General features: G+C 48.5%; 19 protein-coding genes and 1 other annotated feature. Of the genes, 5 read left to right on the forward strand and 14 right to left on the reverse strand.

All coding sequences use genetic code 11. The features are described from left to right. Positions 1-214: 214 nt before the first annotated feature. The gene (gene ilvN / locus AC0YNT_RS23490) at positions 215-700 is read right to left on the reverse strand and encodes an acetolactate synthase small subunit (RefSeq protein ID WP_167282164.1); all 486 of its coding nucleotides are present in this window, start codon (positions 698-700) and stop codon (positions 215-217) included. Beyond that, a complete protein-coding gene (gene ilvB / locus AC0YNT_RS23495) occupies positions 697-2442 on the reverse strand; it encodes a biosynthetic-type acetolactate synthase large subunit (RefSeq protein ID WP_441893716.1) in 1746 nt (581 codons plus the stop codon). The genes ilvN and ilvB overlap by 4 nt, the downstream gene beginning before the upstream one ends. Positions 2443-2962: 520 nt before the next feature. On the opposite strand from ilvB, the gene AC0YNT_RS23500 reads away from it, so the two are divergent. Next, positions 2963-3424, forward strand: coding sequence for a GNAT family N-acetyltransferase (locus AC0YNT_RS23500; RefSeq protein WP_475806787.1), 462 nt, complete (start codon positions 2963-2965; stop codon positions 3422-3424). On the opposite strand, the gene AC0YNT_RS23505 is transcribed toward AC0YNT_RS23500, so the two are convergent. The 5 genes from AC0YNT_RS23505 to AC0YNT_RS23525 form a co-directional block, all read right to left on the reverse strand. Then, entirely contained in the window at positions 3425-3835 is a 411-nt protein-coding gene (locus tag AC0YNT_RS23505; RefSeq protein WP_475806788.1) for a hypothetical protein, read from the reverse strand. Between the two features lie 209 nt (positions 3836-4044). Continuing rightward, on the reverse strand, positions 4045-6099 hold the full coding sequence (locus AC0YNT_RS23510; RefSeq protein ID WP_475806789.1) for an alpha-galactosidase: 2055 nt from the start codon (positions 6097-6099) through the stop codon (positions 4045-4047). 121 nt (positions 6100-6220) lie between these two features. After that, on the reverse strand, positions 6221-7852 hold the full coding sequence (locus AC0YNT_RS23515; protein WP_475806790.1) for an ABC transporter substrate-binding protein: 1632 nt from the start codon (positions 7850-7852) through the stop codon (positions 6221-6223). 105 nt (positions 7853-7957) lie between these two features. Then, positions 7958-8845 (reverse strand): carbohydrate ABC transporter permease, encoded by an 888-nt coding sequence (locus AC0YNT_RS23520; protein ID WP_475806791.1) that lies wholly within the window; start codon positions 8843-8845, stop codon positions 7958-7960. A gap of 26 nt (positions 8846-8871) precedes the next feature. Beyond that, positions 8872-9855 carry an ABC transporter permease gene (locus AC0YNT_RS23525; protein WP_475806792.1) on the reverse strand — a complete coding sequence of 328 codons (984 nt, stop codon included), beginning with the start codon at positions 9853-9855 and terminating at the stop codon, positions 8872-8874. A 174-nt stretch (positions 9856-10029) separates the two neighbouring features. Between AC0YNT_RS23525 and AC0YNT_RS23530 the strand changes: the two genes are divergently transcribed. After that, positions 10030-11670: a response regulator gene (locus AC0YNT_RS23530; RefSeq protein WP_475806793.1), complete on the forward strand. Its 1641-nt coding sequence runs from the start codon at positions 10030-10032 to the stop codon at positions 11668-11670. Positions 11671-11687: 17 nt separating this feature from the next. After that, entirely contained in the window at positions 11688-13430 is a 1743-nt protein-coding gene (locus AC0YNT_RS23535) for a sensor histidine kinase (RefSeq protein ID WP_475806794.1), read from the forward strand. A gap of 272 nt (positions 13431-13702) precedes the next feature. On the opposite strand, the gene AC0YNT_RS23540 is transcribed toward AC0YNT_RS23535, so the two are convergent. Then, positions 13703-16747, reverse strand: a complete 3045-nt coding sequence (locus tag AC0YNT_RS23540) for a carbohydrate-binding protein (RefSeq protein ID WP_475806795.1) — start codon at positions 16745-16747, stop codon at positions 13703-13705. 183 nt (positions 16748-16930) lie between these two features. Beyond that, entirely contained in the window at positions 16931-19255 is a 2325-nt protein-coding gene (locus AC0YNT_RS23545; RefSeq protein WP_475806796.1) for a glycoside hydrolase family 95 protein, read from the reverse strand. Positions 19256-19451: 196 nt separating this feature from the next. Between AC0YNT_RS23545 and AC0YNT_RS23550 the strand changes: the two genes are divergently transcribed. After that, a complete protein-coding gene (locus AC0YNT_RS23550) occupies positions 19452-20321 on the forward strand; it encodes a helix-turn-helix transcriptional regulator (RefSeq protein WP_475806797.1) in 870 nt (289 codons plus the stop codon). Between the two features lie 98 nt (positions 20322-20419). On the opposite strand, the gene rplT is transcribed toward AC0YNT_RS23550, so the two are convergent. The 5 genes from rplT to AC0YNT_RS23575 form a co-directional block, all read right to left on the reverse strand. Next, on the reverse strand, positions 20420-20779 hold the full coding sequence (gene rplT / locus AC0YNT_RS23555) for a 50S ribosomal protein L20 (RefSeq protein ID WP_167282138.1): 360 nt from the start codon (positions 20777-20779) through the stop codon (positions 20420-20422). 53 nt (positions 20780-20832) lie between these two features. Beyond that, the gene (gene rpmI / locus AC0YNT_RS23560; RefSeq protein ID WP_091186665.1) at positions 20833-21033 is read right to left on the reverse strand and encodes a 50S ribosomal protein L35; all 201 of its coding nucleotides are present in this window, start codon (positions 21031-21033) and stop codon (positions 20833-20835) included. 20 nt (positions 21034-21053) lie between these two features. Next, positions 21054-21551, reverse strand: coding sequence for a translation initiation factor IF-3 (gene infC / locus AC0YNT_RS23565; RefSeq protein ID WP_167282366.1), 498 nt, complete (start codon positions 21549-21551; stop codon positions 21054-21056). A 56-nt stretch (positions 21552-21607) separates the two neighbouring features. Then, positions 21608-21769 (reverse strand) — a sequence feature (ribosomal protein L20 leader region). Positions 21770-21846: 77 nt separating this feature from the next. Continuing rightward, positions 21847-23085: a glycosyltransferase family 2 protein gene (locus AC0YNT_RS23570; RefSeq protein ID WP_475806798.1), complete on the reverse strand. Its 1239-nt coding sequence runs from the start codon at positions 23083-23085 to the stop codon at positions 21847-21849. Between the two features lie 350 nt (positions 23086-23435). After that, positions 23436-24614: a glycosyltransferase family 4 protein gene (locus AC0YNT_RS23575; protein ID WP_475806799.1), complete on the reverse strand. Its 1179-nt coding sequence runs from the start codon at positions 24612-24614 to the stop codon at positions 23436-23438. Between the two features lie 326 nt (positions 24615-24940). Here AC0YNT_RS23575 and AC0YNT_RS23580 point away from each other — a divergent pair, with 326 nt between their 5' ends. After that, entirely contained in the window at positions 24941-25504 is a 564-nt protein-coding gene (locus AC0YNT_RS23580) for a phosphatase PAP2 family protein (RefSeq protein WP_475806800.1), read from the forward strand.

Raw genomic sequence — 25504 nt, forward strand, 5'->3', positions numbered from 1 at the left:
GATTGCCTCCTTTAATTTAACCCTTTTGAACGGGTGTTTAAGCAGAGAAACTCAGAAACGATTGCGCCCTCTCCAGGAGGAGCAATAAGTTTCTCGAGAAAAATATAAGCATAGTATAAAGAAATCTATACTTTCTTATATTTTAGAAGCTTCTCCCCTTAAACTCCCGTTCAAAACGGGATATAGCTTATTATAAATGGTATTGCAAATGTTATTAACGTGCGTTACCGCGGTTTAGTGCTGTTACGCCAGTACGCGAAAGCTCACGGATGCCGTATGGTTTAAGAAGTTCTACCATTGCATCGATTTTCTCTGTATCGCCGATAACTTGAACGATAAGTGAATGAGTGCCAATATCAACTACTGCAGCACGGAAAGTATCTACTACGCCAAGAATTTCTGGACGAGCAGCAGGCTCTGCACTTACTTTAATAAGCGCAAGCTCGCGGGATACCATCGGATTCGAGCTGAGGTCGATAACTTTAATAACGTCGATCAGCTTGTACAACTGCTTTGTAACTTGCTCGAGCGTATGGTCATCGCCAGAAGTGACGATAACCATACGGGACAAGCCCTGCTCTTCGCTTGCACCTACTGTAATGCTCTCAATATTGAAGCCGCGGCGTCCGAACAAGCCGGAAACACGCTGCAGAACGCCGGGCTGATCGTTAACGATTACTGCGATCGTGTGCTTTTTCATTCTGCATCCCCCATGATCATCTGGTCGATCGTGCTACCCTGTGCAACCATTGGATACACATTCTCGTCTCTGCGAACGACAAATTCTACTACTGCAGGTCCTGGATGATTCATTGCCTCTTCCCATACTGCTTTTGCTTCTTCTTTGTTCGAAGCACGGAAGCCTTTAACACCGTAAGCTTCTGCAAGCTTAACGAAGTCCGGGCTGCCTGCAAGATCGATATGGCTGAAGCGGTTCTCGTGAATTAGTTCTTGCCATTGACGAACCATGCCAAGCACTTGGTTGTTCAGAATAACTACCTTAACCGGAATATTGTTGATTGCACAAATCGCAAGTTCCTGTGCACACATTTGCATGCCGCCGTCACCATTGATCGATACAACGACACGATCCGGGTTAGCCATTTGAGCGCCAATCGCGGATGGGAAGCCAAAGCCCATTGTACCAAGACCGCCGGAAGTAACCCAAGAGCGTGGTTTGTTGAATTTATAATATTGCGCAGCCCACATTTGATGCTGGCCTACGTCAGTTGTAACAATTGCGTCGCCGTTTGTTGTTTCATGAATCATTTCAACAACCCATTGCGGCTTCAGCTCAACATCCGAATCTTTGTAGCTGAACGGATATTGCGCTTTCGATGCTTGAATCTGCTCACGCCAAGCGTCTGCTTTGTCGGCGCGTTTCGCCAGTTGGTTAACCTGCTGCAGAACCGTTTTCACATCACCTACGATAGGGATATCAGTAGGAACGTTCTTGCCGATCTCTGCCGGATCAATATCGATATGAACGATCTTCGCAAGTGGCGCAAAGCCGGCCAGCTTGCCCGTCACGCGGTCATCGAAACGTGCGCCGATATTAATAAGAAGATCCGCTTTTTGAATGGAAGTATTGGCCGTGTACGTACCGTGCATACCTGGCATACCAAGCCACAGATCATTACCGCTTGGGAAGCCCCCAAGACCAAGCAAGGTTGTTGTGATTGGAATTTCCGTCTTTGTTGCAAACTCCAGCATCTCTTCATGTGCCCCGGAGTATACAACGCCGCCGCCTGCAAGAATAAGTGGACGCTCCGACTCTTCGATCGCTTTGATCAATTTGTCGACTTGCAGTTTATTAGGCGATACCGTCGGGTTGTAGCCGCGGATGCTAACTTCCGTCACCGGCTTAAACAATGTTTTCTTAGCCGATATATCCTTCGGAATATCGATCAGGACTGGACCTTTACGGCCAGTATTGGCGATATGGAAGGCTTCATGGATAATGCGAGGAAGATCCTCAACATCACGTACCATATAGCTGTGTTTCGTAATAGGCATTGTAATACCTGTAATGTCAGCCTCTTGGAAAGCATCGGTGCCGATCAGGGACGAAATAACATTACCTGTAATAACAACGAGTGGTACAGAGTCCATATAAGCGGTCGCAATCCCCGTTACGAGGTTCGTTGCACCTGGACCGGATGTGGCGATACATACGCCGACCTTGCCGCTAGCACGGGCATAGCCGTCTGCTGCATGAATTGCGCCTTGCTCATGCCGTGTGAGCACATGGTTGAAATCGGAGAATCCGTGCATTGCATCGTAGATATAAAGGACGGCACCGCCCGGATAACCAAATACGCAATCGACGCCTTCCAGCACCAAACTACGGAGTAATATTTCGGAACCGGAAATTACTTCAGGTTTTCTCATCCGTTCCATAACTTCTTCTTTTGACTTCAGCGTTGCACTTTGCGTGACCATTAGTCATCCTCCTCTCGAAAACAACAAAAAAACCTCTCGTTCCTCCAGCTTCAATAATTGAAGCCTGAGGGACGAAAGGTTATATCTTCCGTGGTACCACCCAAATTCGTTATACATCTTGCGATGCATAACCTCCATAAGGTAATGAACGTGTGCGCACAATACGCCCATACCTTTGACACAATAACGCGTGTCTTGCGATTTTCCCTAATAACCAACATTTGACGATGTTGCTTTTCAGGAAAACAGCTCCGAGGTGAGCTCGTAGAAAAGGGGTTTTGGCGATGGTTGCAGCTGATCCATCCGCTCTCTGAGCAAAAGAGCCCTTAACACTTCGTCCTCATCATTGCCGATAACATATGCTTGGATAAGATTTTCTTTATTATATGCCTTGGATACCTGTTCGTCAAGCTAAACTGCCTAACAATTGCAAAAAATAGTGAGGCGCATAATTCGCCTGCTATTCATAGTATAACTTAGCCCATATTCGGCAATTTCATTCGGTCAGGACGGATCGCTGATGATACGAGCACGTAATCCAAAAACAGATGACACGGAAATTTTCCGTCTCATCCAAGCCGAGCTTATTCCGATGTCTCATACCGCTCATCCCTTAGATGCCCAAACGATGCGAGAACTCCCCATACGATTCCGACGGGGCGTCACCTATGTAGCAGCAGAAGGTAAAACAAGTAAGCCTTACGGCTTTATTCGATTTGAAATTACAGGCGAAATCCTGTATCTCGATATGCTTGTCGTTCACCCGGATCACCGGAACCGGCAATGGGGCAGAAAGCTCCTGCTTGCTGCTGAAGCTTACGGCACAACCCAAAACTGCAGAGTCTCCAGACTATTCGTGGATGATATTAATACCAAAGCCAGAAATCTATACAGCCGCCTTGGTTATCAAGTCATCCAGTATTATCCGGAGCTCCGCTGTTATGAGATGATTAAACCTCTAGTTTCCTTGCCTTATTTCTAATTAATAAAAATTGCCGCCGCCGTAGCCGCCACCATAGCCACCGTTGCCGCTATAACCACCATCATAGCCGCCGCCGCCAAAACCGCCGCCATAGCCACCACCGTAGCCACCGCCGCCGCCATAGCCGCCACCGTAACCTCCTCCGCCGCCGCAGCTGCCGCAGCCAAAGCCACCGCATCCACACCCGCCGCCACCGCTCCAGAGTCCGATGGCAAGCAGTTCAAACAACACCAATGGAATTATCGCTTTTGTTTTAACTACTTTCCCCTTATCTCTCTTCAGAGGTGCCAGTACGAGCTTGTTTTGCCGCAGTTCCACCAGTTTGCCTGTAACGACAGATCCATCCTTGCGAACCGCATAGATTTTTTTGCCGACCAGCTTCCGAGCTTGTGCCTTGGAAACTTTGCTCATGTTAGTATCCCTCCCTTCCCGTTGTTCTTTAGCTTATTCAACGGATACTAAAGCTGCCTGTTTGTTTGTCCTTGGAGGATATTTGCAGGCTCTTCCTATTTGGAGTCAACTGATAGATTACTATTAATAGATATAAAAAAAGGACGTTCCCTCCGATCGTACTGACCGGATGGAACGTCCTTTTAAACATATATAATGATGCTTAACGGCTAGACGTAGAACAGCAGCTTCGATTCGGCAGGCTCAAGCTCCACCAGATGTTCCGCCGTCCCAGGTTTCAGGCTGAAGGACTCACCACTCCATAGATCGCGTACCGTCAGCCCCTTTGATCCATCGATGCCAACGCGGGATAAATCAATCGTTTTCGACTTCCCATTCCCTGCATCAAAATTAAAGACTGCAACCCAGGTGCCGCCATCGCCAGACAGCGAGTACAAGTCCTCACCGCCGGTGCCGCTTCTGCCTTCTGAAGGACGGAAGGTTTCTCCACGTCTTGCAAGGGACATTACTTCCTTGTTTGTCATCCATGCTTTAGCGCGGGCTGCCGCTTCTTCCATACGATAATCATCGCCGAGCAGCAGCGACGTGCCTGCTATGACACCAGAGTTCAAACGGCTTCTGCCTTCATGGGCAGAGGTTGACTCCTGATTATAGCTTTTGAACAATACGATATGATCCGGATCATTAAAGCGGTACAAATTGTCGCTGATCCACCAGCCGTATGTCAGTGCATTTAACATATATTCCGTATCGCTGATCATACCAAAAGCGTCACAGGAAACACGTCTGCTATGCGCATAGCCATGCGGGAACAGTGGTGCAATCGACAGATTGATCAGAAAGGGACGGCCGATTCGCTCTGGGCTTAGTGCTTCTGCAATAGCCGCCATGCCGTAATTGTATGCCTGGATACCAGTACGGAACGAAGGATCGTAATGTACACCCTCCATCGCACCATGCGCCAAAAAGTCCATTTTCAAATAGTCAAAGCCGTCAGCAACGACTTCATCAAGCTTACGCATAATACGGGCAATCGCTTCTGGATGCGTCGGATCTATCGGCATGGCGCCATCCAGCCTCGGCAGCGGTCTGCCTGCAGCATCCTTCAGCAGAATATCCCGGTACATGACCGAACCATCTGTTCCTTCAACCGGCGTATCCGGGTCTTTCCCCCAGAACGCAAACGGCGTATAGTACGTTCCCGGCTTCTGGCCGTTTGCCTTAACCCGGCGAACAGCATCCTCAAGCTCCCCTTCCTTTAAATTGGTGGAGAAAGCATCGAAGTTAACGTACAGGCTGTTTTCCTGATCCGCAAAGCCGTTCTCTTGAAGCTCCTTCGCGAAAAAATCAGAGGTATGTGTATAGACTTCATAGTCAAGCTTCGCCATAACAGCAGACCAGCTGTTCCAGCCCATTGGTACACCGCCAAACCAAGGCAGCGCAGGCTGTATAACTGTATTTGCTTTGCCGTAGGCTTCCATACCTTCCCGGTAATCGCTGTAAGCGCCTACAAATATCGTCGAAGATACAATTGATGTTCCCCTCAGCGAGCCGTGCGGCACAGTATCACGAGTCTGCAGATCAGAGGCACCGGCCAATACCCGCAGACGTCCAATTGCTTCAGAGAAAGTGCCTTCCACGTCAATCGCCGTTTTCCACGTATCATGGGTTACTGATCCAATAACAAAGCCCCGTCTAGAATATGCCCGGTAGATCGCAGTCACCTCGTAGCTGCGCACACTGCCCGGATTAGCCTGGGAGCCGAACCGTACCCACTTATCATTATCAAAAGGAATAAACAGAGAGCGGATTTCTTCCTTCGAATCGTCGCCAAAATCAAGTATGCCATCATCATTCAGGTAAGCTGCTAGCGGAGTTAATTCATTCGTCTCCCACTCCTGCGTATCTTCCGCTTCCAGTTCAATCAAGGCGTAAGGCAGGTTCTTATACAAGCGAATCTGCTGTTTAAGCGTCGGCTTACCCGGCTCTGCATGCTCAAAGCTGAATCGAAGACCTTCACCTAAGCCATCCTCAATCGATTGAACCGCTGCTTCAGAAACAGTATGCGAGCCGTAATAGGTTGAACGAACGACAGCTCCACCAACACGAGCTTCAGCGAACAAGCCTGTCATCGTCTGACCGTCTTTCCAGGCGAGCATCAATGTACCGTCTGCCGTATTTGCTGTCACCTTAAGAATGCCGTTATCCGCTGTAAACGTCCCGGATACCTGCTCCAACTTGAATTGTCCCAAATCCGTCGTCATGATTGATCCGCTCCCATTCTATTATTGGTTCACATTCTATTCTACGCTTATATAGTTTGCTATGTAAGGGAAAAAGCCAGCTCCGCTGGCCCTTCCCTTGCTCTCATTTCTTCCGACAATATTAATTCCACAGTTGTTTGCGGGCAGCATAATTGCTAGAGTATACAGCTTCAACTTTGTCGTCGCCTGCGCCCTTCATATCGGACAGCATCTTATCAAAAATCGAGCTGGCTTCATCAGCCGAAGGTGCCATAATCGCTTTCGTGATTGCCTGCTTCATAATGTCGCTGATCTTCTGTTCGCTCAGCGCTTCCGGTGTACCGCCCTGTGGGCTCAAGCCATCATAAATGGCTGTATCAAACACTGTATCGGACAAGTTTTTGATCGCCATCTGGTCAATTGGTGAACGCTCGTAACGGCCTGGAAGATCATAAGGTGTGCCGTCAGTACCCGGACCGTTCTTAATAAACCAGGTCCATTTGCGAATACCAGTTTCTTTCGTATATGCAGCCCAATCGTCTTTGAAAGCTTGCAGTGTTTCCGGACGCGGCACATGCTTGCCATCCTTCATATCCCAGTGCGTACCTTCGATGCCCCACATAAGCAGGTATTGGCCTTCTTCGCTTGCCAGGAAGTTAATGAATTGCATCGTACGTTCTGGATTTTTGTTCTTCTTCGTAATAGCAATCGCATCCCAGCCGAGTGAGCTGCGGCCGCCATACGTCGTCTTCGCAGGGTCTACACCATCTGCCACAACTTTATAGGCAAACAGCTGTGACTCTTCACCTTTATCCTTTTTGAGGATGGTGTTGGAGTTACCCAGATCCCAATAAGCGCCTGTTGAAGAGAAGATCGTGCCTGTTGCGATTTTTTGCTCCCATACTTGGCGTTTGTTGATTGCCCATTCTTTGTCCATCAAACCGGAGCGGTACAAGTCGTTCATGTACAAAATCATATCTTTGTACATTGGATCCTTCACGTCATATTGCAGCTTATCGTCATGCTCGTAATAGCCATTCAGACCAAACATTCCTTTGAAGGTGCCAAGCGTACCTCCCCAGTTCTCGCCGTCCATCGTCAGAGCGATCGAGTCCTTACCGTCAATTTGCGGATATTTCGCTTTGAAGTCGGTCAAGAGCTGCTTGAATTCGCTTTGTGTGAATGGAACTCCGCCTTCCGCTTTATCCGGTGCAAGCTCCTTCACGATATCCTTACGCATGTTGAAGCCGAATACCGGCTCATGCTCGAGACCATACCAGTTGGACAGGTAATAGTTTTTACCGTCTTTGTAACGTGTTTTGTTCAGCACATCGCCGTACATTTCGGTTACGTCTGGACCGTATTGCTTAATCAAATCATCCAGCGGAATGATCGAGCCCGCTTCAATATATTTCGCCACCAGATCGCTGGAGCGATCGAACATAATCATATCCGGCAAATCATCGCTCGCCAGCATCAGGTTCAGCTTTTCCGTCGGATTGCCCGTCGGCTGTTGGATCTCAATCGTTACGCCGGTACGCTTCGTGATCTCTTTGGCGATGGCGTTATCGAATTTGTCACCTGTGTTTTTGTCAAAGAACGTAATCGTAATCGGATCCGTGCCTGGTTCCTTTGTTCCGCTGTTATTACCCGTTTCGGTATTCGTTGTTCCCGTGTTGCTTGGTTTATTAGATGAATTGGAAGAACAGGCAGATATTACGGAAATCATCATTACAGCTGTTAGCATAGACAGCATCCATTTTTTTGCGTTCATATGAAATCCCCCTAATTCAATAATTGTAGGCTAATCATAAAAGCTGTTCGGCCTTCTTCTGCCGGGCCGCACCTCCCCTTAAGTAATCTGTAATGTCCAGGCGGGTTAACTTTTAACTGCGCCTAGTGTCATACCTTTAACGAAATATTTTTGCAGGAACGGATACACCATAATGATAGGAAGCGTTGCGACCATCGTCGCAGCCATCCGGATCGTGTCCGGTGACACCGCCAGACGCTTAGCTGAATTCGCCATAGCCTGTGCATCGCCTACCATAGAGCCCGTTTGATACTGGTTCAAAATTTTGACGAGTACAGCCTGCAGCGTTTTCAAATCCGGATTATAAGTAAACACATAGGAGTCAAACCAGGAATTCCAATGGCTGATCGCCGTGAACAAACCGATTGTTGCGAGTACTGGCGTCGTCAGCGGCAATATAATCCGGAAGAAAATCTGGATGTAATTTGCTCCGTCCATTTTCGCCGATTCATCCAGCTCCTGCGGCAGTCCCTGCATAAAGGTCCGGATGATGATCATATAAAACACATTCATTAAACCCGGCACGATAAACACCATAAAGCTGTCGATCAGATGATAGCTTTTGAGCACCATGTAGTAAGGAATTAGTCCGCCGCCAAAATACATCGTAAAGACGAAGTATAACGTCCAGAAGCGGTTTGCGACCAGCTCCTTTTTACTAAGTGCAAATGCCAGCATACTAATCGTGATAACTGCTAGCGGCGTACCGATGACTGTCCGCAGCAGCGTAACCCGGATCGCCATCCAAATCTCGCTGTCGCTCAAAATCTGCGTATAGCTTGCAAGACTAAACTCTCTTGGCCACAGATACAGATTCCCACGCAGCGTGTCCTCTGCACTGTTGAGCGAAATAATGAAGACATTCCAGAAAGGATAGAACGTCACTATAAATACCGCAACGATAAATGTGTAAACGGCGGTCATAAAGAGAAAATCTTTTTTGTCTTTCACCATGACGTGTTCTCCTCTTCCGTTTTGTACTAGAACAGCGACTGCTCTTCCGTCTTTTTGGCCATCTGATTAACGGTGATGACAAGCAGGAATGCCACAACCGATTTGAACAAACCAACTGCAGCACCGTAGGAGAACATCCCGTTCTGCAAGCCGTATTTGTACGTGTACGTATCAATGACTTCCGAGTATTCCATAACCGTATTGTTCTGAAGCAGGTACTGCTGGTCAAAGCCTGCGTTCAATATTCCGCCAACCGCGAGAATGGCCAAAATGATAATGGTTGGACGAATAGAAGGAAGCGTAATATGCAGCATTTGCTTCAGACGACTTGCTCCATCAACCTTCGCCACCTCGTACAGCTCGGGGTTAATTGCCGCTATCGCAGCCAGATACATAATGGCATTAAAGCCCATGTCCTTCCAAGCATTCGAGAAGGCGATAATCCACCAGAAAAGATGGCCCTTTTGCATGAACTGGATCGGCTCGTCAACAATATGAAGTCCGGTCAGGATGTTATTGATGACCCCGCCTGATGAAAGCATCGTAATAATGATGTTCGCTGCGATAACCCACGAGATAAAATGCGGCATGTAGGAGACGGTCTGGAACGTTCGTTTGAACCAGCCGTTGCGCAACTCATTAATCATTAAGGCCAGAATGATCGGCATCGGGAATCCGAACAGCAGCGACAGGAAGCTTTGCGCCAGCGTGTTACGCATAATTCGCACAAAATCGCCGTTAGTGAAGAAGTAATCAAACCACTGCAAGCCAACAAAGTCTGTTGTGAAAAATTGCTTGAAAAACGATCCGCCGCCCGGCTGATAGTTAATGAACGCCATATACAGCCCGAACATCGGCACGTAGGAGAACATCAAGGTCAGGATGATCGCGGGCAGCATAAGTACGTAAAGCAGCTTCTGCTCTTTCAATCTATCAAGCAGTCCACCTCTTTTCCGCTTGACGGTAAGCGCTCCGCTTCCTTGTGGATGCGCTTTCGTTTGTATGTTCATCGTGTTGCCCTCCTATGAATGGATTGCGTTGTCATCGCTTTGTGTCCTTATTATAGGCCGGGCAAAATAGCCGTTCTATAATAAGATCTACCGATTCATGCTCGAAACCCACACACTTCCTTTTGCTCCATTGTTGAATAACGGCATAGCCGTTAAACTAGAGAAACATGAAGCATGAAAGTTATTATTCTACCGAGAAAGGCTGGTGCCGACATGTATTCTGTGCTTCTGGTAGACGATGAAGCTATCGAGTTGGAGACGATGGAGCATTATGTTCCTTGGGAGCAAGCCGGCATACAAGTCGCTGGAACGGCGCGTAACGGAAAGGAAGCGCTGGCTAAGCTGACCGAGCTCAAGCCGGACATTATCGTGACAGATGTGCGTATGCCCATCATGGACGGACTGGAATTTGGACGGCGTGCGAAGCAAATCGATAAGAGCGTCAAGCTTATTTATTTAAGTGGACATAATGAATTTCAATATATTAAGTCCGCCCTTAATATCGAAGCCGCAGGCTATTTGCTCAAGCCAATCGACATGGAAGAGCTGCTTGTGCTTCTGGAAAAAGTAAAGAAGAAATGCGAGGATGAGCAGCTTGCCAGCGAAGGCGGCGGCTGGCAGCTTGAGAAGCTGCTGCTGCGCATTGTGCGTGAGTCATCCGCGCAGCGACGGCTCGAATGGATTCGGCAATGGGAGAAAGCCGCTTCCGGCTTTCTCCCACATCAATCTTTTGGAGCCGCTTACATGACGTTCGAGCATCCGGCATTTCGCAGCAAATCGGCTGATGGCGCGGCTGGAGACAAAGCACGGCAGCCATCCTCCTCCATTCTGGCCGCAGATGCAGCAGAGACTGTGCGGGATCTGCTCAAGCGGAGACTAGATGCCGCTATTGTTCTGGAGACCGGACCAAACACGCTGTTTGTTCTATTCCAAGGAAAACCCCAGCAATGGGACATTGCTTATTGGGAGCTGCTCCGAGAGGAGCTGCTGGCCGTAACAGCGCAGGGAGAAGCCTTTGCGACCATTGGCTTGTCCGGCCCTTACAAAGGGTTTCATCTGCTCAAGGAAGCGTACGAGGAGTCACAGCGATGTAACGAAGAGAAGTTGTACCGGCAGGCCGGATCCGTCATCCGAAGCGGCAGCGATGAGCTGGTGAAGCAGACCGATATCCCTGTCGAAGGCGCAGCAGCTTCCCTAATTGCCGCCGTCCAAGCAGGCGATGGAGAGCGTGTGGGCTTGGTGCTGGATGACTGGTTTTGCAGCATGCGGCAGGAGCGAATCGAGCGTAATTTTGCCGTTCGGGCAGTTATCCAAATTTTGACCATCCTGGAGCAGCATTTTACCTCCTTCATGGTAGGTCCGCTTCGCGATCAACTATTGGCGGATCACTGGAAGGAGCTGTCGTCGCTCCCGACGATCGCCCATTATCACGCTTATGCGCTTCGATTCTGTTCGGAGCTGGTGAAGGCTGCAGCCGAACGTGATGTCGATCGCCATCAATCGGTTGCTGAGCAGATTATGAAGCTGATCGCGGAGCGCTATCATCTGCCTCTTACAGTGGAGGATATCGCCAAAGAGGTCTTTTTATCACCAAACTATGTCCGTACCATCTTTAAAGAAAAGACCGGCGAGACGATCCTTGATTACTTAACCCGGATCCGGATGAATCATGCGGCTGAGCTGCTGAAAGACCGTTCGCTGAAGGTGCGCGAGATCGCCCATCGGGTCAGCTATGAGAATGTATCCTATTTCTGCTCGGTATTCCAAAAGCATAAAGGCAGTACGCCAAACGAATACCGCAAATTGCAACTTTAGGCTGGAGTGGTCTGTCAATGAGGAAGCTTGTCGGATGGCTGATTAATCCCTTTTACAATTGGCGGCTTCGCGAGAAGCTGTTTGTCATGTTTTTGCTGGGAGGCATTCTCCCTTTGCTCTTTTTCGTTCAATATTCCTATTCAACAATTCGCAGCGAGCTCTCCTCCCAGATGGTAGCGAATACTGGCTCTACGGTAGCGCAAATTAATTCCAACCTGGAAAATAAGCTGGATACGTACACGAAGCTGTCTGCAACGCTGTACTTAGACTCCTCGCTGCGTGCCTATTTGACGAATGATTATTCGAAGGATCCATCTCTGTTCGTTGATGCTTACAAATATATCAACAACTCTTTCGTCAACATGCTGACGACAAATCCAGATATTGATTCGATGACGATCTTCATTAGCAATGAAACACTGCCTACCGATGGTATGTACATCAAAGAAATGGATGACAGCTTTATGAGCTCCTTGCCGTACAAATCCCTGCGAGGAAGCTTTGGGGATGTCCGGTTTGTCACGTCGCCGCCTTTGCCCGACAAGCCGCCGATGTTCACACTGACACGTCTGCTGAATATTAGCAGCATGAACAACCCCTATGGCGTGCTGACGATTAATATTTTGGAATCTGATATTTTCCGGCTGATGGAGAAGGAAGCCAATGACAAAACAGTGCTGATCATCAATGAAGAAGGTGTTGTTATGTCAGCCAAGGATAAAACGCTCCTTAATCAGCCGATCGACTTGCCGGATACCTTCCCCGTAGAGACAAATGGCAAATTCGACAGCACATATAAAGGCGAGAGAGTACTTGTCGTTTACAATACAACCAAATATGGTTGGAAAAGCGTCTCCCTCATTCCATATAGCAGCTTTCTCTCCAAAGCCCATCTAACGGCCAAAAGAATACTCACGTACGCGTTAATCAGCCTTGCGCTTATGGCGATTATGATCTATGTGACCGCCCGGCTGTTCACCAAGAGGATGGAGAAGCTCGTCGGCATGATACGCCGCATTGAAAAGGAAGACTTCGAGCTTATCGACATTCGCCCGCTAGGACGAGATGAGATCGGTCAAATCGGCAACGCGCTGCGGAAAATGGGACAGCGTCTGAACTCTCTGATCTCCGACGTCTACATGAAGGAAATCGATAAACGAGAGGCCGAGCTGAACGTGCTGCAAGCGCAGATTAACCCGCATTTCCTGTACAACTCGCTTGCCTCGATCTCGTCGCTCGCTATACGAAACGCCGATCCAAGAATGAACAAGATGGTCACCGATTTGGCGAAGTTTTACCGTATCTCGTTAAACAAAGGCAAAAACACGCTGTCGGTGCATGAGGAAATTCAGTTGACCCGCTATTATGTATCTATCCAGCAAGTGAGGTTCGCGAATCTGCTCCGGGTTCACTACGATATTGATGAATCAGTGCTGGCCTGTCCAATCGTCAAGCTGACGCTTCAGCCGTTCGTGGAAAATTGTATCAACCATGCGATATGGGATCATGAGCATGGCATCAATATTATTATTAGAGCCTATCGCGATGGTCAGGATATCCTGCTCAATGTGATTGATGATGGTATGGGGATGAGGATGCAAAGCGGACTCCTGCCAATAAGTGAGGATACGTTGTCGGGCTATGGTGTGAGGAACGTGGATAATCGGATTAAGTTGTTGTTTGGCGATTCGTATGGGGTGACGATATTTAGTCGACTTGGAATTGGGACTACGGTGACGATTCGGATTCCGGGGAAATGAACGTTTGGTTAAACAGCAGACTGCGCATTTGAATGTTCTTCCGATCGCCATTGCTCGGGGATTCCTCCCAACAATCCTAGCGGATTGGAATCCCCGAGCAAAAGCGAACGTTAACACTTCTTCAGAATCATTCAAATTACTCCGCTTGCTATTAACCTCATTTCCGGCCTTTGTAGTCGCTATATTACAAGACGCCTAATATCTTATGATTATGCAGTTAGACAAAACAGCCGCGCAGGTTATCCCTGCACGGCTGTTTTTTTGTTAGAAGGCTATTTCTTGATTTTGATCTTGTAGAGCTTCGATTGAGCGCCTTCCAGGCTCACTTGGAGAGTGTCTTTGGCTTCGACTTTGGAGTTGGTCCACACGTCCGTGAGCTCAACCTTCGAGGATGCCGTTACGCCTAATGCCCGCTTCAGATCGACCGTTTTGACTGTTGGGTCGTTCGTGTAGTTGAACACAGCGAGGTAGTAGTCCTGTTTGTCTTGGAGGACGAATACGTCCGCTGCGGAGTTGCCTGTGTTGCCTTCAACCGGACGGAAGGCTTCGCCGATCAGGGCGATATCGTTTACGTTTTTATTTGTCAGCAGCGATTTCATCAGCTTTTGTGTTTCCACATTGCTTACGTCATCAGAGTTCATGTAGACCGTACCGGAAATCGCCGCGGAGTTAACCCGCGTTTGTGCCGCGTTATATGAGCCGCCCTTCGCGAGGGTCACATAATCCGGATCCGTGTAAGCGTAGATGGTGCCGTTCTGCCACCAGCCATAGGTCAGATTGTTAAGCTGGTATTCCGTGCGGCTAAGGCTTCCATCAATATCGCAGGAAATGCGTCTTGCATGCGCATATTGGCTAGGGAACATCGGTGCGATCGAAGCGCTGATGAACATTTTGCCGCCCAGTGTCTTGTTGATATGAGCCATTCCTTGGTTATAAGCTTGAATACCCGTTTGCACTTTAGGATCGAAATGCTGACCTTCGAAGGAGCCGTGGCTCAGGAAGTCGATCTTGATATATTCAAAACCATAATCCAGGAACTTCTTGAATACATATTCAACGCGCTGCTTTGAGCCCGGATGGGTTGGATCGATGGCATAAGCGCCATCCACCTTCGGAAGGATATTGCCTGCGGCATCCCGCAGCACGATATCACCGTAAGTGTACTTGCCGTTTGTCCCTTCTACAGGCTGAGACATATTGTCGCCCCAGTATACAAATGGACCATAGTAAATACCAGCTTTTTGTCCGTTTTTACGAATCACCTTCACAGCGTCACGAAGCTGCTGTTCGGATAGGTTATCCCAATAGGAGTCCATATTGATATAGACGGTACCCTTGTTTGTGAAAGACTTTTGCAGATTAGCCTTAAAGAAATTGGATACCTCAACAACTTTATCGTAGCTAAGTGAGCTTTCATATGCTCCCCAGCTGTTCCAGCCAACTGGCACGCCGGAAGGGATACCTTTCTCGAACTTGAGAGGTGGAGCAACAGCCGCATTAGCCTCCCCGTAGTTCTCCAGCCCGTAACGGTAATCCGCGTAATAACCGACAGCAATTTGAGGTGAAGTAATGGTTTTGCCCGATACTTTGCCATGCCCAATGCTGTCATGCGTTGATGTGAGCGATGTAAAACCGCCATACACCTTCAATTTATTTATCTTGTCGTTTGAACCACTCCAGAAAATACCCGTTTTCCAAAGATCGTGGGTAACCGAACCAATTACGAGACCACTGCGGCTGGTGTTATCATAGATGGCCGTCATCTCGGAGCTGATATAGTTATTATTATTCAGCGATGTATTGATCGTACGCGCCTGATAGCGGGACCATGCGTCATTGTCATATGGAGTAATCAGTACGCGGTTATCTCCATAGCTACCAAGATCAACGCCACCGCTCGCATTCACGACAAGCGGAGCCATATCATTCGAGCTGACCGTAGAACTGCTCACTACTTGCTGCGATACGAGGAAATAAGACTGATCCTCATACAGCTGGTAAATTTGCTTCATCGTCGGCAAGCCCTCACTGCGATTCTCAACCGTAATACGGACGCCTTTGCCATGTCCGTCCTTTATTTTCTCAACTTCACTCAGCTTAAAGCTGTGTTCGCTGTATTTACGGCTGTCGAGCAGTTGATCTTCCAGCTGCGCGCTCGCATAAGCGCCTTTAACAAGCGTTTTGCCGTTCCAAGCGAATGCCGCAAGCCCTGATTCCGTATTGTACGTAACGCTGTAGGAGCCGGATAAGAAGGTAGCTCCTTTTTCATGTGCCGTTATTTTGATAGAACCGTATTTTTTCGAGTCGATCACTTTGCCAATCAAGCCAATGTTGTCCACCGGTCCTGGATCTTCGCCCGGATCTTCCGCAGCTGCAATCTCCAGCTTATCGATATCTGGTGACCAGCCACCGTCATCGTTGAACGTAATCGTATTTGCTCCTGCTTTCAACGCAATCTCCAGCTTGAACACGCCAAGCGTATCCCAGTTTTCCGTTTTGGGCAGCGCGTAATTTTCTAAAGCGCCGTCATTGACGGCAATGGATACCGGACGTGGATCCCCCGAAATATAAGAAATGCTAAGCGTGTACACGCCTGCTTTTTCCGCCATAACATCTCGGAATTGAAGCGTAGAGCCGCCCCACAGATTGCCCACCTTCTTGCCTCCTGAGCAATCGGTAGCTGCTGAGCAGCCACTAACAGATGCATTACCCGTTAATACATTGATTGATGATTCTGCCTCGTATGCAGTACCTTCTACCGGCCCACCAGGACCATCGGATAACTGGAGATCGATCCGGTCAATGTCTGGCGAGTAGCTGCCTTCATCGTCCAACCGGATCGTGTTCACTCCCGCCTTCAATTCAAGCTCCAGCTCGTAAACACCAAGCGTGTTCCAATCAACTGTACTCGGCAGATCATAGTGATCCACGGTACCATTGTTGATACTTACCCCAACTGACCTTGGATCTCCAGAAATATAATGCACCGTCATCGTATATACACCAGCTGTCTCTACCGTCACCTCGTTGAAGGTTAGTGACGAGCCGCCCCACAGCCCTCCAACCAATTGCCCACCCGAGCAGCCTACAGCTTCTTCGCAAGCTTTGATTTCCGCTTTGCCTGTAAGTGTATTGGCGGCCGCTTCTGCTTCATACGAATAGCTCCCAGCAGCAGCAGCTATCGAAGTGGTCGACTCCACACTTGCGGCGGCCTCAACTTCCCGCCCAAATGTTCCTCCAGCTAATTGGACAATCAGGACTGCAACCAGCAAGAGGAACAAGCCTTTACCGGACCATGCCCCATACTTCCTTTTCATTACATCAAGCCTCCTGTTCGTATCGAAAATGATGAAGCGCTTTCAAGATGCATATTCAATGTAATTCAGAGAAGAGGCTTGAACAATCCCAATATTTAACGAACAATACGACAAACCGCCAAAGTTTGAAGCGGAGCCCTCTGCTCTCTCTTCCTTTGGCGGTTAGGTAACGATAAATAGGAATTAGACCTTTTCAACCTCTACCAGTTTCAGCCGGTCATCCAACCGATAGCGCTTGCCTGCTTCCATCTGCAGGCTGATCTGCCTGCCTCCACATTTGACGATTGTCTCCAGATCGGAATACGCCGTTATTACCGCTTCAGTCAAACGGTCATCCTGCCAGGATGCCGCTGCTTCCGCATTCCCCTTTGCCCGCAAACCTCGATATGAACCAACAGACCAGTCCACCGGCAAGGCGGGTAACAAATGAATGGAACCTGCATGACTTTGAAGCAGCATGTCGGCAATCGCTGCCGTCCCACCAAAATTGCCGTCAATGACAAATATATTTGTCTCGGCACCAGCTACACCCGGCTTGGAATAGGACAGCAAGTTATCAAAGCAGAGCTCTCCGATCAAATGCCGGACATGCTTCACAGCCTGATTACCATCATGCAATCTGGAAAAACCAAGAGCGAACAACGCTGCCGTAAATTCAATATCTTCCCGCTCATCAACCAACATTCGGCCCAGCAGTGTTTGCCTCATAGCCTCACTCAGCTCTGGCGTTTGCTCTGGTGTAATCTGGTTGCCGGGATAAACACCATACATGTGGGAGAAATGCCTGTGCTGCGGCTGCGCCTCAGCATAATCCTCCAGCCACTCCTGCAGCTGGCCACGCTTGCCGATTTGCAGTGGCGGCAGTAGATTAATAGCCGACCTTAGGCGTTCTTGCAGCCCCACATCTGTCTGCAGGAGCTCCGCAGACTCCAGCACAAAATCAAACAAATCGCGGACAAGCATTTGGTCCATCGTTGAGCCCATAGAGAGCTGCTGCTCCCCCTGCTCAGGAGGATCTGGATAGAAGCTGTTTTCCGGAGAGGTTGACGGCCCAGTAACAAGCCAGCCGTATTTCGGATGTACTGTCATATAATCCAGGAAAAACAACGCCGCTTCCTTCATGACTGGATACGCCTGATTGGATAAAAACTTACGGTCCATGCCGTATTCAAAATGCTCCTTCAGATGAGTCGCAATCCATAAGCCGCCCGTCACGTTTAAGCCCCACGATCTTCCCCAGCCAGGCGACGCAAATCCCCATGCATTGGAGAACACATGCGCCACCCAGCCCTCGCAGCCATAGAAATCCTCAGCAGCTGCACGTCCCGCCTCTGCAAGCTGCTCGATATAATTCATAAGTGGAATGTGGCATTCTGCCAAATTACTTATTTCCGTCGGATAATAATTCATTTCGGTGTTCACGTCGAGGTGGTAGTCGCAGCTCCATGCCATCGCGTTAGCTTCACCGTCATTCCATATGCCCTGCAGATGAAGTGGCAGACGCGAGTCATGCCGTGATCCAGCAATCGTCAAATATCGTCCGTACTGATAAAACAAAGCGATAAGTCCGTTATCCTCCGAATCTCCAGCCCGCAGCCGTCGAATCCGTTCGTCTGTCGGCAGAGCATCTAATCTGTCCGAAGAGCCTCCAAGGTCAAGCTCTACGCGGCCAAACAGCATTTGATAATCGCTAATATGATTGTCCCGCAGCTGCTCGAAGCCTTTTGCCTCCGCCGCTTTAAGCCGCTCCATACTCTCGGCCTTCCACCCATCATCCATACGGCCATAGTCAGTCGCTGCCGCGAAATAAAGGATGACCTCATCGGCTTGCTTGACAACAATGGCGCCATCCTCGCTGAATACCCTGCCACCTTTGGCGATAACCTTTAATCCACCTTCACACCAGACCCCGCAAGCTCCGTCGCTATGTATGTTTTCCGTTGCCTGAGTGCGGAAAGCCAGCTTATCCGAACCTTCCAGCCAGGTATCAAACGTGTTCGTTCTGCCCGATAGGCGCAGCATAAGCGATACGCTTCCTATCCTATCACCTTGTATACGAGAGACCAGCACCCCGTCCGCATGCGTCGCGAACGTTTCCCTGCGGATCGCCGCTCCTGATGTGCTTCTATACGATACCGTTGCGACAGCCCTTTCCAAATCCAGCTCCCGCATCAGTTCACTGCCTTCTTCATCCCCATAGGTAATAAGAATATCGCATAACGACAGGTTGGTACCGAAGTTGCCTTTCTTTGGCTCCAGCTGCTCCTCTGCCAGCTTGTCTCCAAGCACATAATCACCGCTGAAAAAAGCTTCCCTCATGACGGACAGCTTTCCTTTTGGATCCTGTGACCCACCAAAGCGCTCCGGCTTACCCGACCAAAAAGTAACCTCTGTCATATTCCAGGTTTCGCTGTTGATGCCGCCATGCAGCACAGCACCTAGCTGTCCGTTTCCAAGCGGAAGCCCTTGCTTCCAGCTTGTTGCCGGCTGTGTATAAGTCATTTTCATTACAATCATCCTCTCGGGTGTTGGCTAATCATCCGCCTTAACGGTGAAAGCCCTTTCGTAAATTTCGCCATTATTGTAACATTGATAACCATAGACGTATTTGCTCACCAGTCCATTTAGTTGACGATTAATCCGGTAATTTTATGGATGATTGTACTCGAGAGGGTGGGACGATTGCCAAAGCAGGGGGAAAGCGATGAAAAACTTGAATGAATTAAAGCCTTATGTCGGTGATTCCATGCGTTATCTATATGTTGGCGGCTGGAACGAGAAGCTGCGTGTCTGCAATGTGTATGCATTCCATCTGTTTCTAGACGGGCCTGGCGAAATGGAAGTGAACGGGAAGCTGTACCCGATCGACCGCCACACCTTAATTTTCCTGCGCCCGGGTGAGCCCCATGCCTTCCATATTACAAAAGAACAACCACTCTCTTCCTTCAACCTCTATTGCGACATGTGGGCAGGTGCATCTAATCCCGTATCTCTTAACCGGGTCTTCATTCACGCGCCGGAGCCATTCTCACTAGAGTCCAGCTCGGTGATGGAGGTATGCCCAGAGTTGGACTCGCTGCCAAGCTGTTTCTCACTCCAGCCCTATCCGTGGCTTTACGATTCCTTCGTAACGTTAGCCAAGCAATTCGAAGAAGCTAAGCACTACCGTGCCGAACTGGTAAATAGCTTGCTGTACGCCTGGATGCTTAGCTGGCACAACGTTATTCACACCAGCCAGCCAAGTGACTTCCGGATCGTTAAGCTGCTCGCGCACTTGAACGAGCACCCAGAGATGCGCTCGTCCGTAGAGGAATGGTCGGCGATGTGTGGCCTGAGACGATCCTACTTCCATTCCCTCTTTCTGCGCGAAACCGGATATACGCCAAGCGTGTACCGCCACAGACTGCTGATGAAACAAGCTGCTCAACTGCTCGTAGAAACGAATTATTCGGTGACCGCTATTGCCGAACGGCTTGGCTATCTATCCATACACCCGTTTACTCGCCATTTCAGCGCATTCCACGGTGTCAGCCCACGTGCCTACCGGCTGCAGCCATCTCCAGTCCTCATCTAACCTGCTGTCACTTTTCGAATATATGTCCAATCGTCTTAATATACAAAAAGAGGTTGTCCCCATTAAGGGAACAACCTCTTTTATATCACGCTTAGAAACTAAGCGTTGATTTTCTCTTTTGCAACGCCAGCAAGGGAGTTGAACGAGTTGATGTCGTTAACAGCCAGATCAGCAAGCATTTTGCGGTTTACTTCGATGCCAGCCAGTTTCAGGCCGTGCATGAATTTGTTGTAGGAAAGACCGTTCAGACGAGCAGCCGCGTTAATACGAACGATCCACAGTCTGCGGAATTGACGTTTGTTTTGACGACGGTCACGGTATGCGTAAAGAAGCGATTTACCAACTTGCTCCTTTGCTGTTTTAAACAGACGGTGTTTCGAACCGAAATAACCTTTTGCTAGTTTAAGAATTCTTTTACGACGACGAGCGCGGACAAAACCGCCTTTAACTCTTGCCATGAGTGGAAACCTCCCGTAGGTTGAATTGGATTATCTTATCTGAACAATTGCTACTATTTAAGGTTAGCGAGACCTTGTTGAATACGACGAACGTCGCCAGCTGCCATCAGTGGTTGGCCAGCAAGTACACGTTTTTGACGACCGGATTTGTGGGAAAGCAAGTGATTTCTGAACGCTTTATAGCGTTTTACTTTACCAGTACCAGTAATTTTGAAGCGGTCTTTCAGACTGCTGTGTGTTTTCATTTTAGGCATGTCGATTATCCTCCCTTTATTTAAGTGTTGCTTTTTGGTGCCAAAATCATAATCATGCTCCGGCCTTCCAGCTTCGGTGCACGTTCTACGCTGCATATTTCGGCAACCTCTTGCGCCAGACGATCCAGAATTTTCTGGCCGATCGACGCATGGGCGATTTCCCGTCCGCGGAAACGTACGGAAGCTTTAACTTTGTCGCCTTCACCCAAAAACTTAACGACATTACGGAATTTCGTTTGGTAGTCATGCTCGTCGATGTTGGCACGGAACCAAACTTCTTTAAGGTCGACGATCTTTTGATTCTTGCGTGCTTCTTTTTCTTTCTTCTGTTGCTCGTAACGGAATTTACCGTAGTCCATAATCCGGCATACCGGTGGTTTAGCCGTTGGTGCTACATTCACCAGGTCCAGACTAAGATCAATTGCCATTTGCATAGCTTCACGGATCGATTTGATGCCGATCTGCTCACCTTCCGCGCCAACAAGTCGTACTTCTCTGGCCCGGATCTCATCGTTGATTTGATGTTCTCTGCTAATAACGTGCCACCTCCAAGATAGGATGTTTATGTTTGTTTACAAAATAAAAAATGCGGGTTCGCACGAACCCGCATTGTATAACCGTTCATTATGGCTGCCCTTGTTACTTCTCAAGGGAAGCAACTCGTTAACCTTAGTCGATTATCGCGAACCAGTCGGCTGTACCGAAAGGTGAGAAGCGGGTGCTTCTGCTTGTGCAAATATGTTTGTCAAAAACGTTACCGACATACTATAACATAATGGATTTATATGTGTCAACCCATTATATCACGTGTAATTATAGCTGTTTGCTTTGTACGTCTTCGAGACGAATAACACGTGTGTGCTGTGTGTGGCTCCACTTCTTGTTGTTTTGCGTGAAGAACGCGTGAACTGTAATCGGCCACCACGACAAAGTGAAAAGCAAGAACGTTGGAATCCGCAGATACAGCTTCCATGGCACCTTCGCCATATACATCGAGAGCGGAATCTGAATAAATACGTACGCCATGTAAGGCACACTCAGCCAAATCGGAAGCAGGTTGTACACCGATTCCACGTCGTTGCCGCCAAACAGGACGATATCGCCCCAGATGATCGCAGCGATGAAGAAGCCGGCCAAATAGTTATATGCGTTAAAAACGTAGAGCGCAGCGTCAATCTTTGTCATGCTGCGGTCTTTAATCCCCTGCCACAATAGCGGCAGCATGTATTTGCGTGTAACATCGAAATGCCCTTGCATCCAGCGCAGCCGCTGACGTGCCGATGCCTGGAACGTAATCGGCTTCTCGTCGAACACTTTCGCTTCGAAATTAAACTTCGGATAAATTCCCCGCTGAATACAGCGGACTGTAAACTCAAGGTCTTCTACGAGACTTGTTGCGCCCCAGCCCATTTCCTGCAGCAGCTTGGCATCAAAGCACATGCCCGTGCCTCCGAGGAAGTTAGCTAGACCAAGATTCGTGCGTGGCAGTTGCCAAAGTCGGTTACAGAACCAGTAGTTGATCGCATTAGCCGAGCTGATCCACGAGTCGTTCGGATTTTTTGTATCCAGGTAGCCTTGAATAACCCGGTGTCCATTAATCAAGTCATTGTTCATGTACTGCAGGAAGTCTGTTGCCACCAAATTGTCGGCATCAAAAATAGCGACGCCGTCATAGCTTTTAGGCATTTTCCACAGTTCCTTCAGCATCCATTCTACTGCATAGCCTTTACCGCGCTGGCTTTTGTTATTACGAACGCAGGCATAAACGCCTTCATAGCTGTTCACAATATCGACGGTGCGGTCGGTACAATTGTCGCAGATCACGAAAATATCGAAAAACTCGCGAGGATATTTCATTTTCATCAAGTTTTCAATAAGCGCCCCGACAACCTGTTCTTCATTGTGCGCCGCGATAAGCAAAGCGAATGTCTTTTGCGGAGGATGGGATACATCTTCTTTTTTTCGGTGCCAGCCAAAACATGTCAAAAACAGTTGGTACAAGCCCAGCAATGCAAAGACAATTTGGAACACTAGCATAATCGTGTTGAACATTTTTCGGTACTGCCCCCTTGAGACCCCTTTTTAATTGCCCGTTCTAATCATCCTCATTCGGACGCCGACAGGCTCTTTACTATCATTTCTCTCATGTGTCCTTACGCCGCTTTTTTATTTGTATCAGCGATTCGTGAGACCTTTTTGATTTTCCACACAATGCTTATCTTTGTCAAAACCGCTATATCCCGCCATTACCGATTATCCAGCCATTAAAACGCTTGCATGCCATTCAGATGGTTATATTACCTCCTATTCCGCCCTATCGCCCTTATTTTCATCCATTTCCTAATTTTTTAGCCCTTACGTCCAATACATACGTGTAAGCTTGAGACAATGTTCCCAGTTCATCACTTTGCTTTGTGACGAATCTGTGGCTGAATAGGTGTCGAATGCCGCTCAAAGCTTGAAGCCAGCTTGTCGAAAATAGCCTCCCACGATTGTTTGAGGCCGTATATTCGGCCTTGCTCAGCCATTGTTGCACGCCGTTCGTCATTGTTATAGAGCAGCTCCATGGCTTCCGCAAATGAATGTGCATCGGTCGAATTGCATAACATTCCTGTTACACCGTGCGAGACGGAATCGGTTACGCCGCCTTTGTCCGCACAGATAACTGGTGTTCCGCAGGCCATCGCCTCCAGCACAACATTGCCAAATGTTTCTGTCGCCGACGGAAACAAGAACAAATCCGCCGAAGCATACCACTTTTGCAAATCAGGCAGCGCCGTAAAACCAATAAAACGAGCATCGATTCCTTCACGGCGGCACCGTTCCTTAAGTACATCTGCCGAAGGTCCGTCGCCAGCGATAACAAAGACTGCTTCCGGGCATGTATTGCGCCGAAACTCCGCAAAAGCATCAAGCGCGATATCGACATTTTTCTCAGGAGCTAGTCTTCCAACATAAAGCACAACAAATCGACTGCTGTCGATTCCTTGCTGACACAGCCACTCCTCCCGGTCAACATTCGGATGGAAGACTTCCGTATCCATGCCTCGGCTCCATATTTCAAGCCGGCTGGCATCCCAGCCTTTATCCAATAAATCCTGATGAGTCGAATGAGAAGGTACATAAATGGACCGGCAATCTTGATGAAACCATTCCATATATCTCCATAACAGCTTTGCCATCCATTGCAAATTGTAAAACGGCAAATATTGATCAAAATGGGTATGATAGGACGCAACAAGCGGAATGTGAAGCTTGCGGGCATAATGAATGCCGCAAAGACCGAGGTTAAATGGGGTAGCGACATGGATAATAGTCGGAGAAAACTCTTTTAACGCTCTGCGGATATGAATGGGATTAGGCAGTGCCAGACGGCACTCGGGGTATAAGAAGAATGGCAGACTAGCGAAGCGTTCCACTGAGCTTGACGTTTTGCCGCTTAACTTGCCGGAAGCCGGATCCGGCGCCAGGACAAGCACTTCGGCACCTTGCCGCTTCAAATAGTCCGTCCAGCGGCCAAGCGTGCGTGCCACACCGTTCACATCGGGCTCAAAGGTGTCGGTAAAAAGCGCAACTCTCATACAGGACGCCTCCTTATAATGAACCTTGATCGGTTCCAGTCTACAGGAGGACTGTTAGGCGATGATCAACCTGATTTTAAAAGTTCGTGAAGCTTTGAAAATATAGGCCTTCGTATAAACTTAAAACTTGCACAAGCTTCATTATTGAACAATAATAGGCAGATATCGATTATAATGTGTGGGAATTAAGCAATCTAAGCAAATGCTTACGAAGTAGAATTGCTACGCAATTCTTAAGTTAATGCTTACGAAGTAGAATTGCTACGCAATTCTTAGTTAATGCTTACGAAGTAGAATTGCTACGCAATTCTTTTAGGAGGAACCGGATGAGAAGAATGATTGGGTGGTTAAGATCAAGAGAAATGCAAATGATCCTGTGGGCGAATCAACGTCGTTCACAAAGCAGGCTTCATCGATGTCTTGGGCTATGGCTGAGCACGGTGACGCATGTTGGGGGAGCGTCATTTACACTTACCAGCTCATTCCTCGTTGCCATGTTTGCCCCAAACCCTTGGAGCTTAACTGGCTGGCAATGCTTTACGGCTGTATTCTTAAGTCATCTTCCTGTCTATGTCGTCAAACGAAAAATGAAGAGGCTGCGTCCTTATCAGGCATTAAACGGGGTAAATACGGGGAAAAAGCCGCTTGTTGATTCTTCTTTCCCTTCCGGGCATACAACAGCCATATTTGCATATATTATTCCCATTATTTCGGCAAGCGGTGTTTGGTTCCCGGTTGTCATGCCAATCGCGGCATTATTAGCCCTGTCGGTCGCATGGTCCCGTATGTATCTTGGCCTGCATTATCCATCTGATGTCGCCGCCGGCGCGCTTGTCGGCACGCTGACGGCATTGACAGTTGAATATGGCTGGACTCTTACGTTATTTTAG

It is taken from the genome of Paenibacillus sp. J22R56 (genome assembly GCF_056269375.1).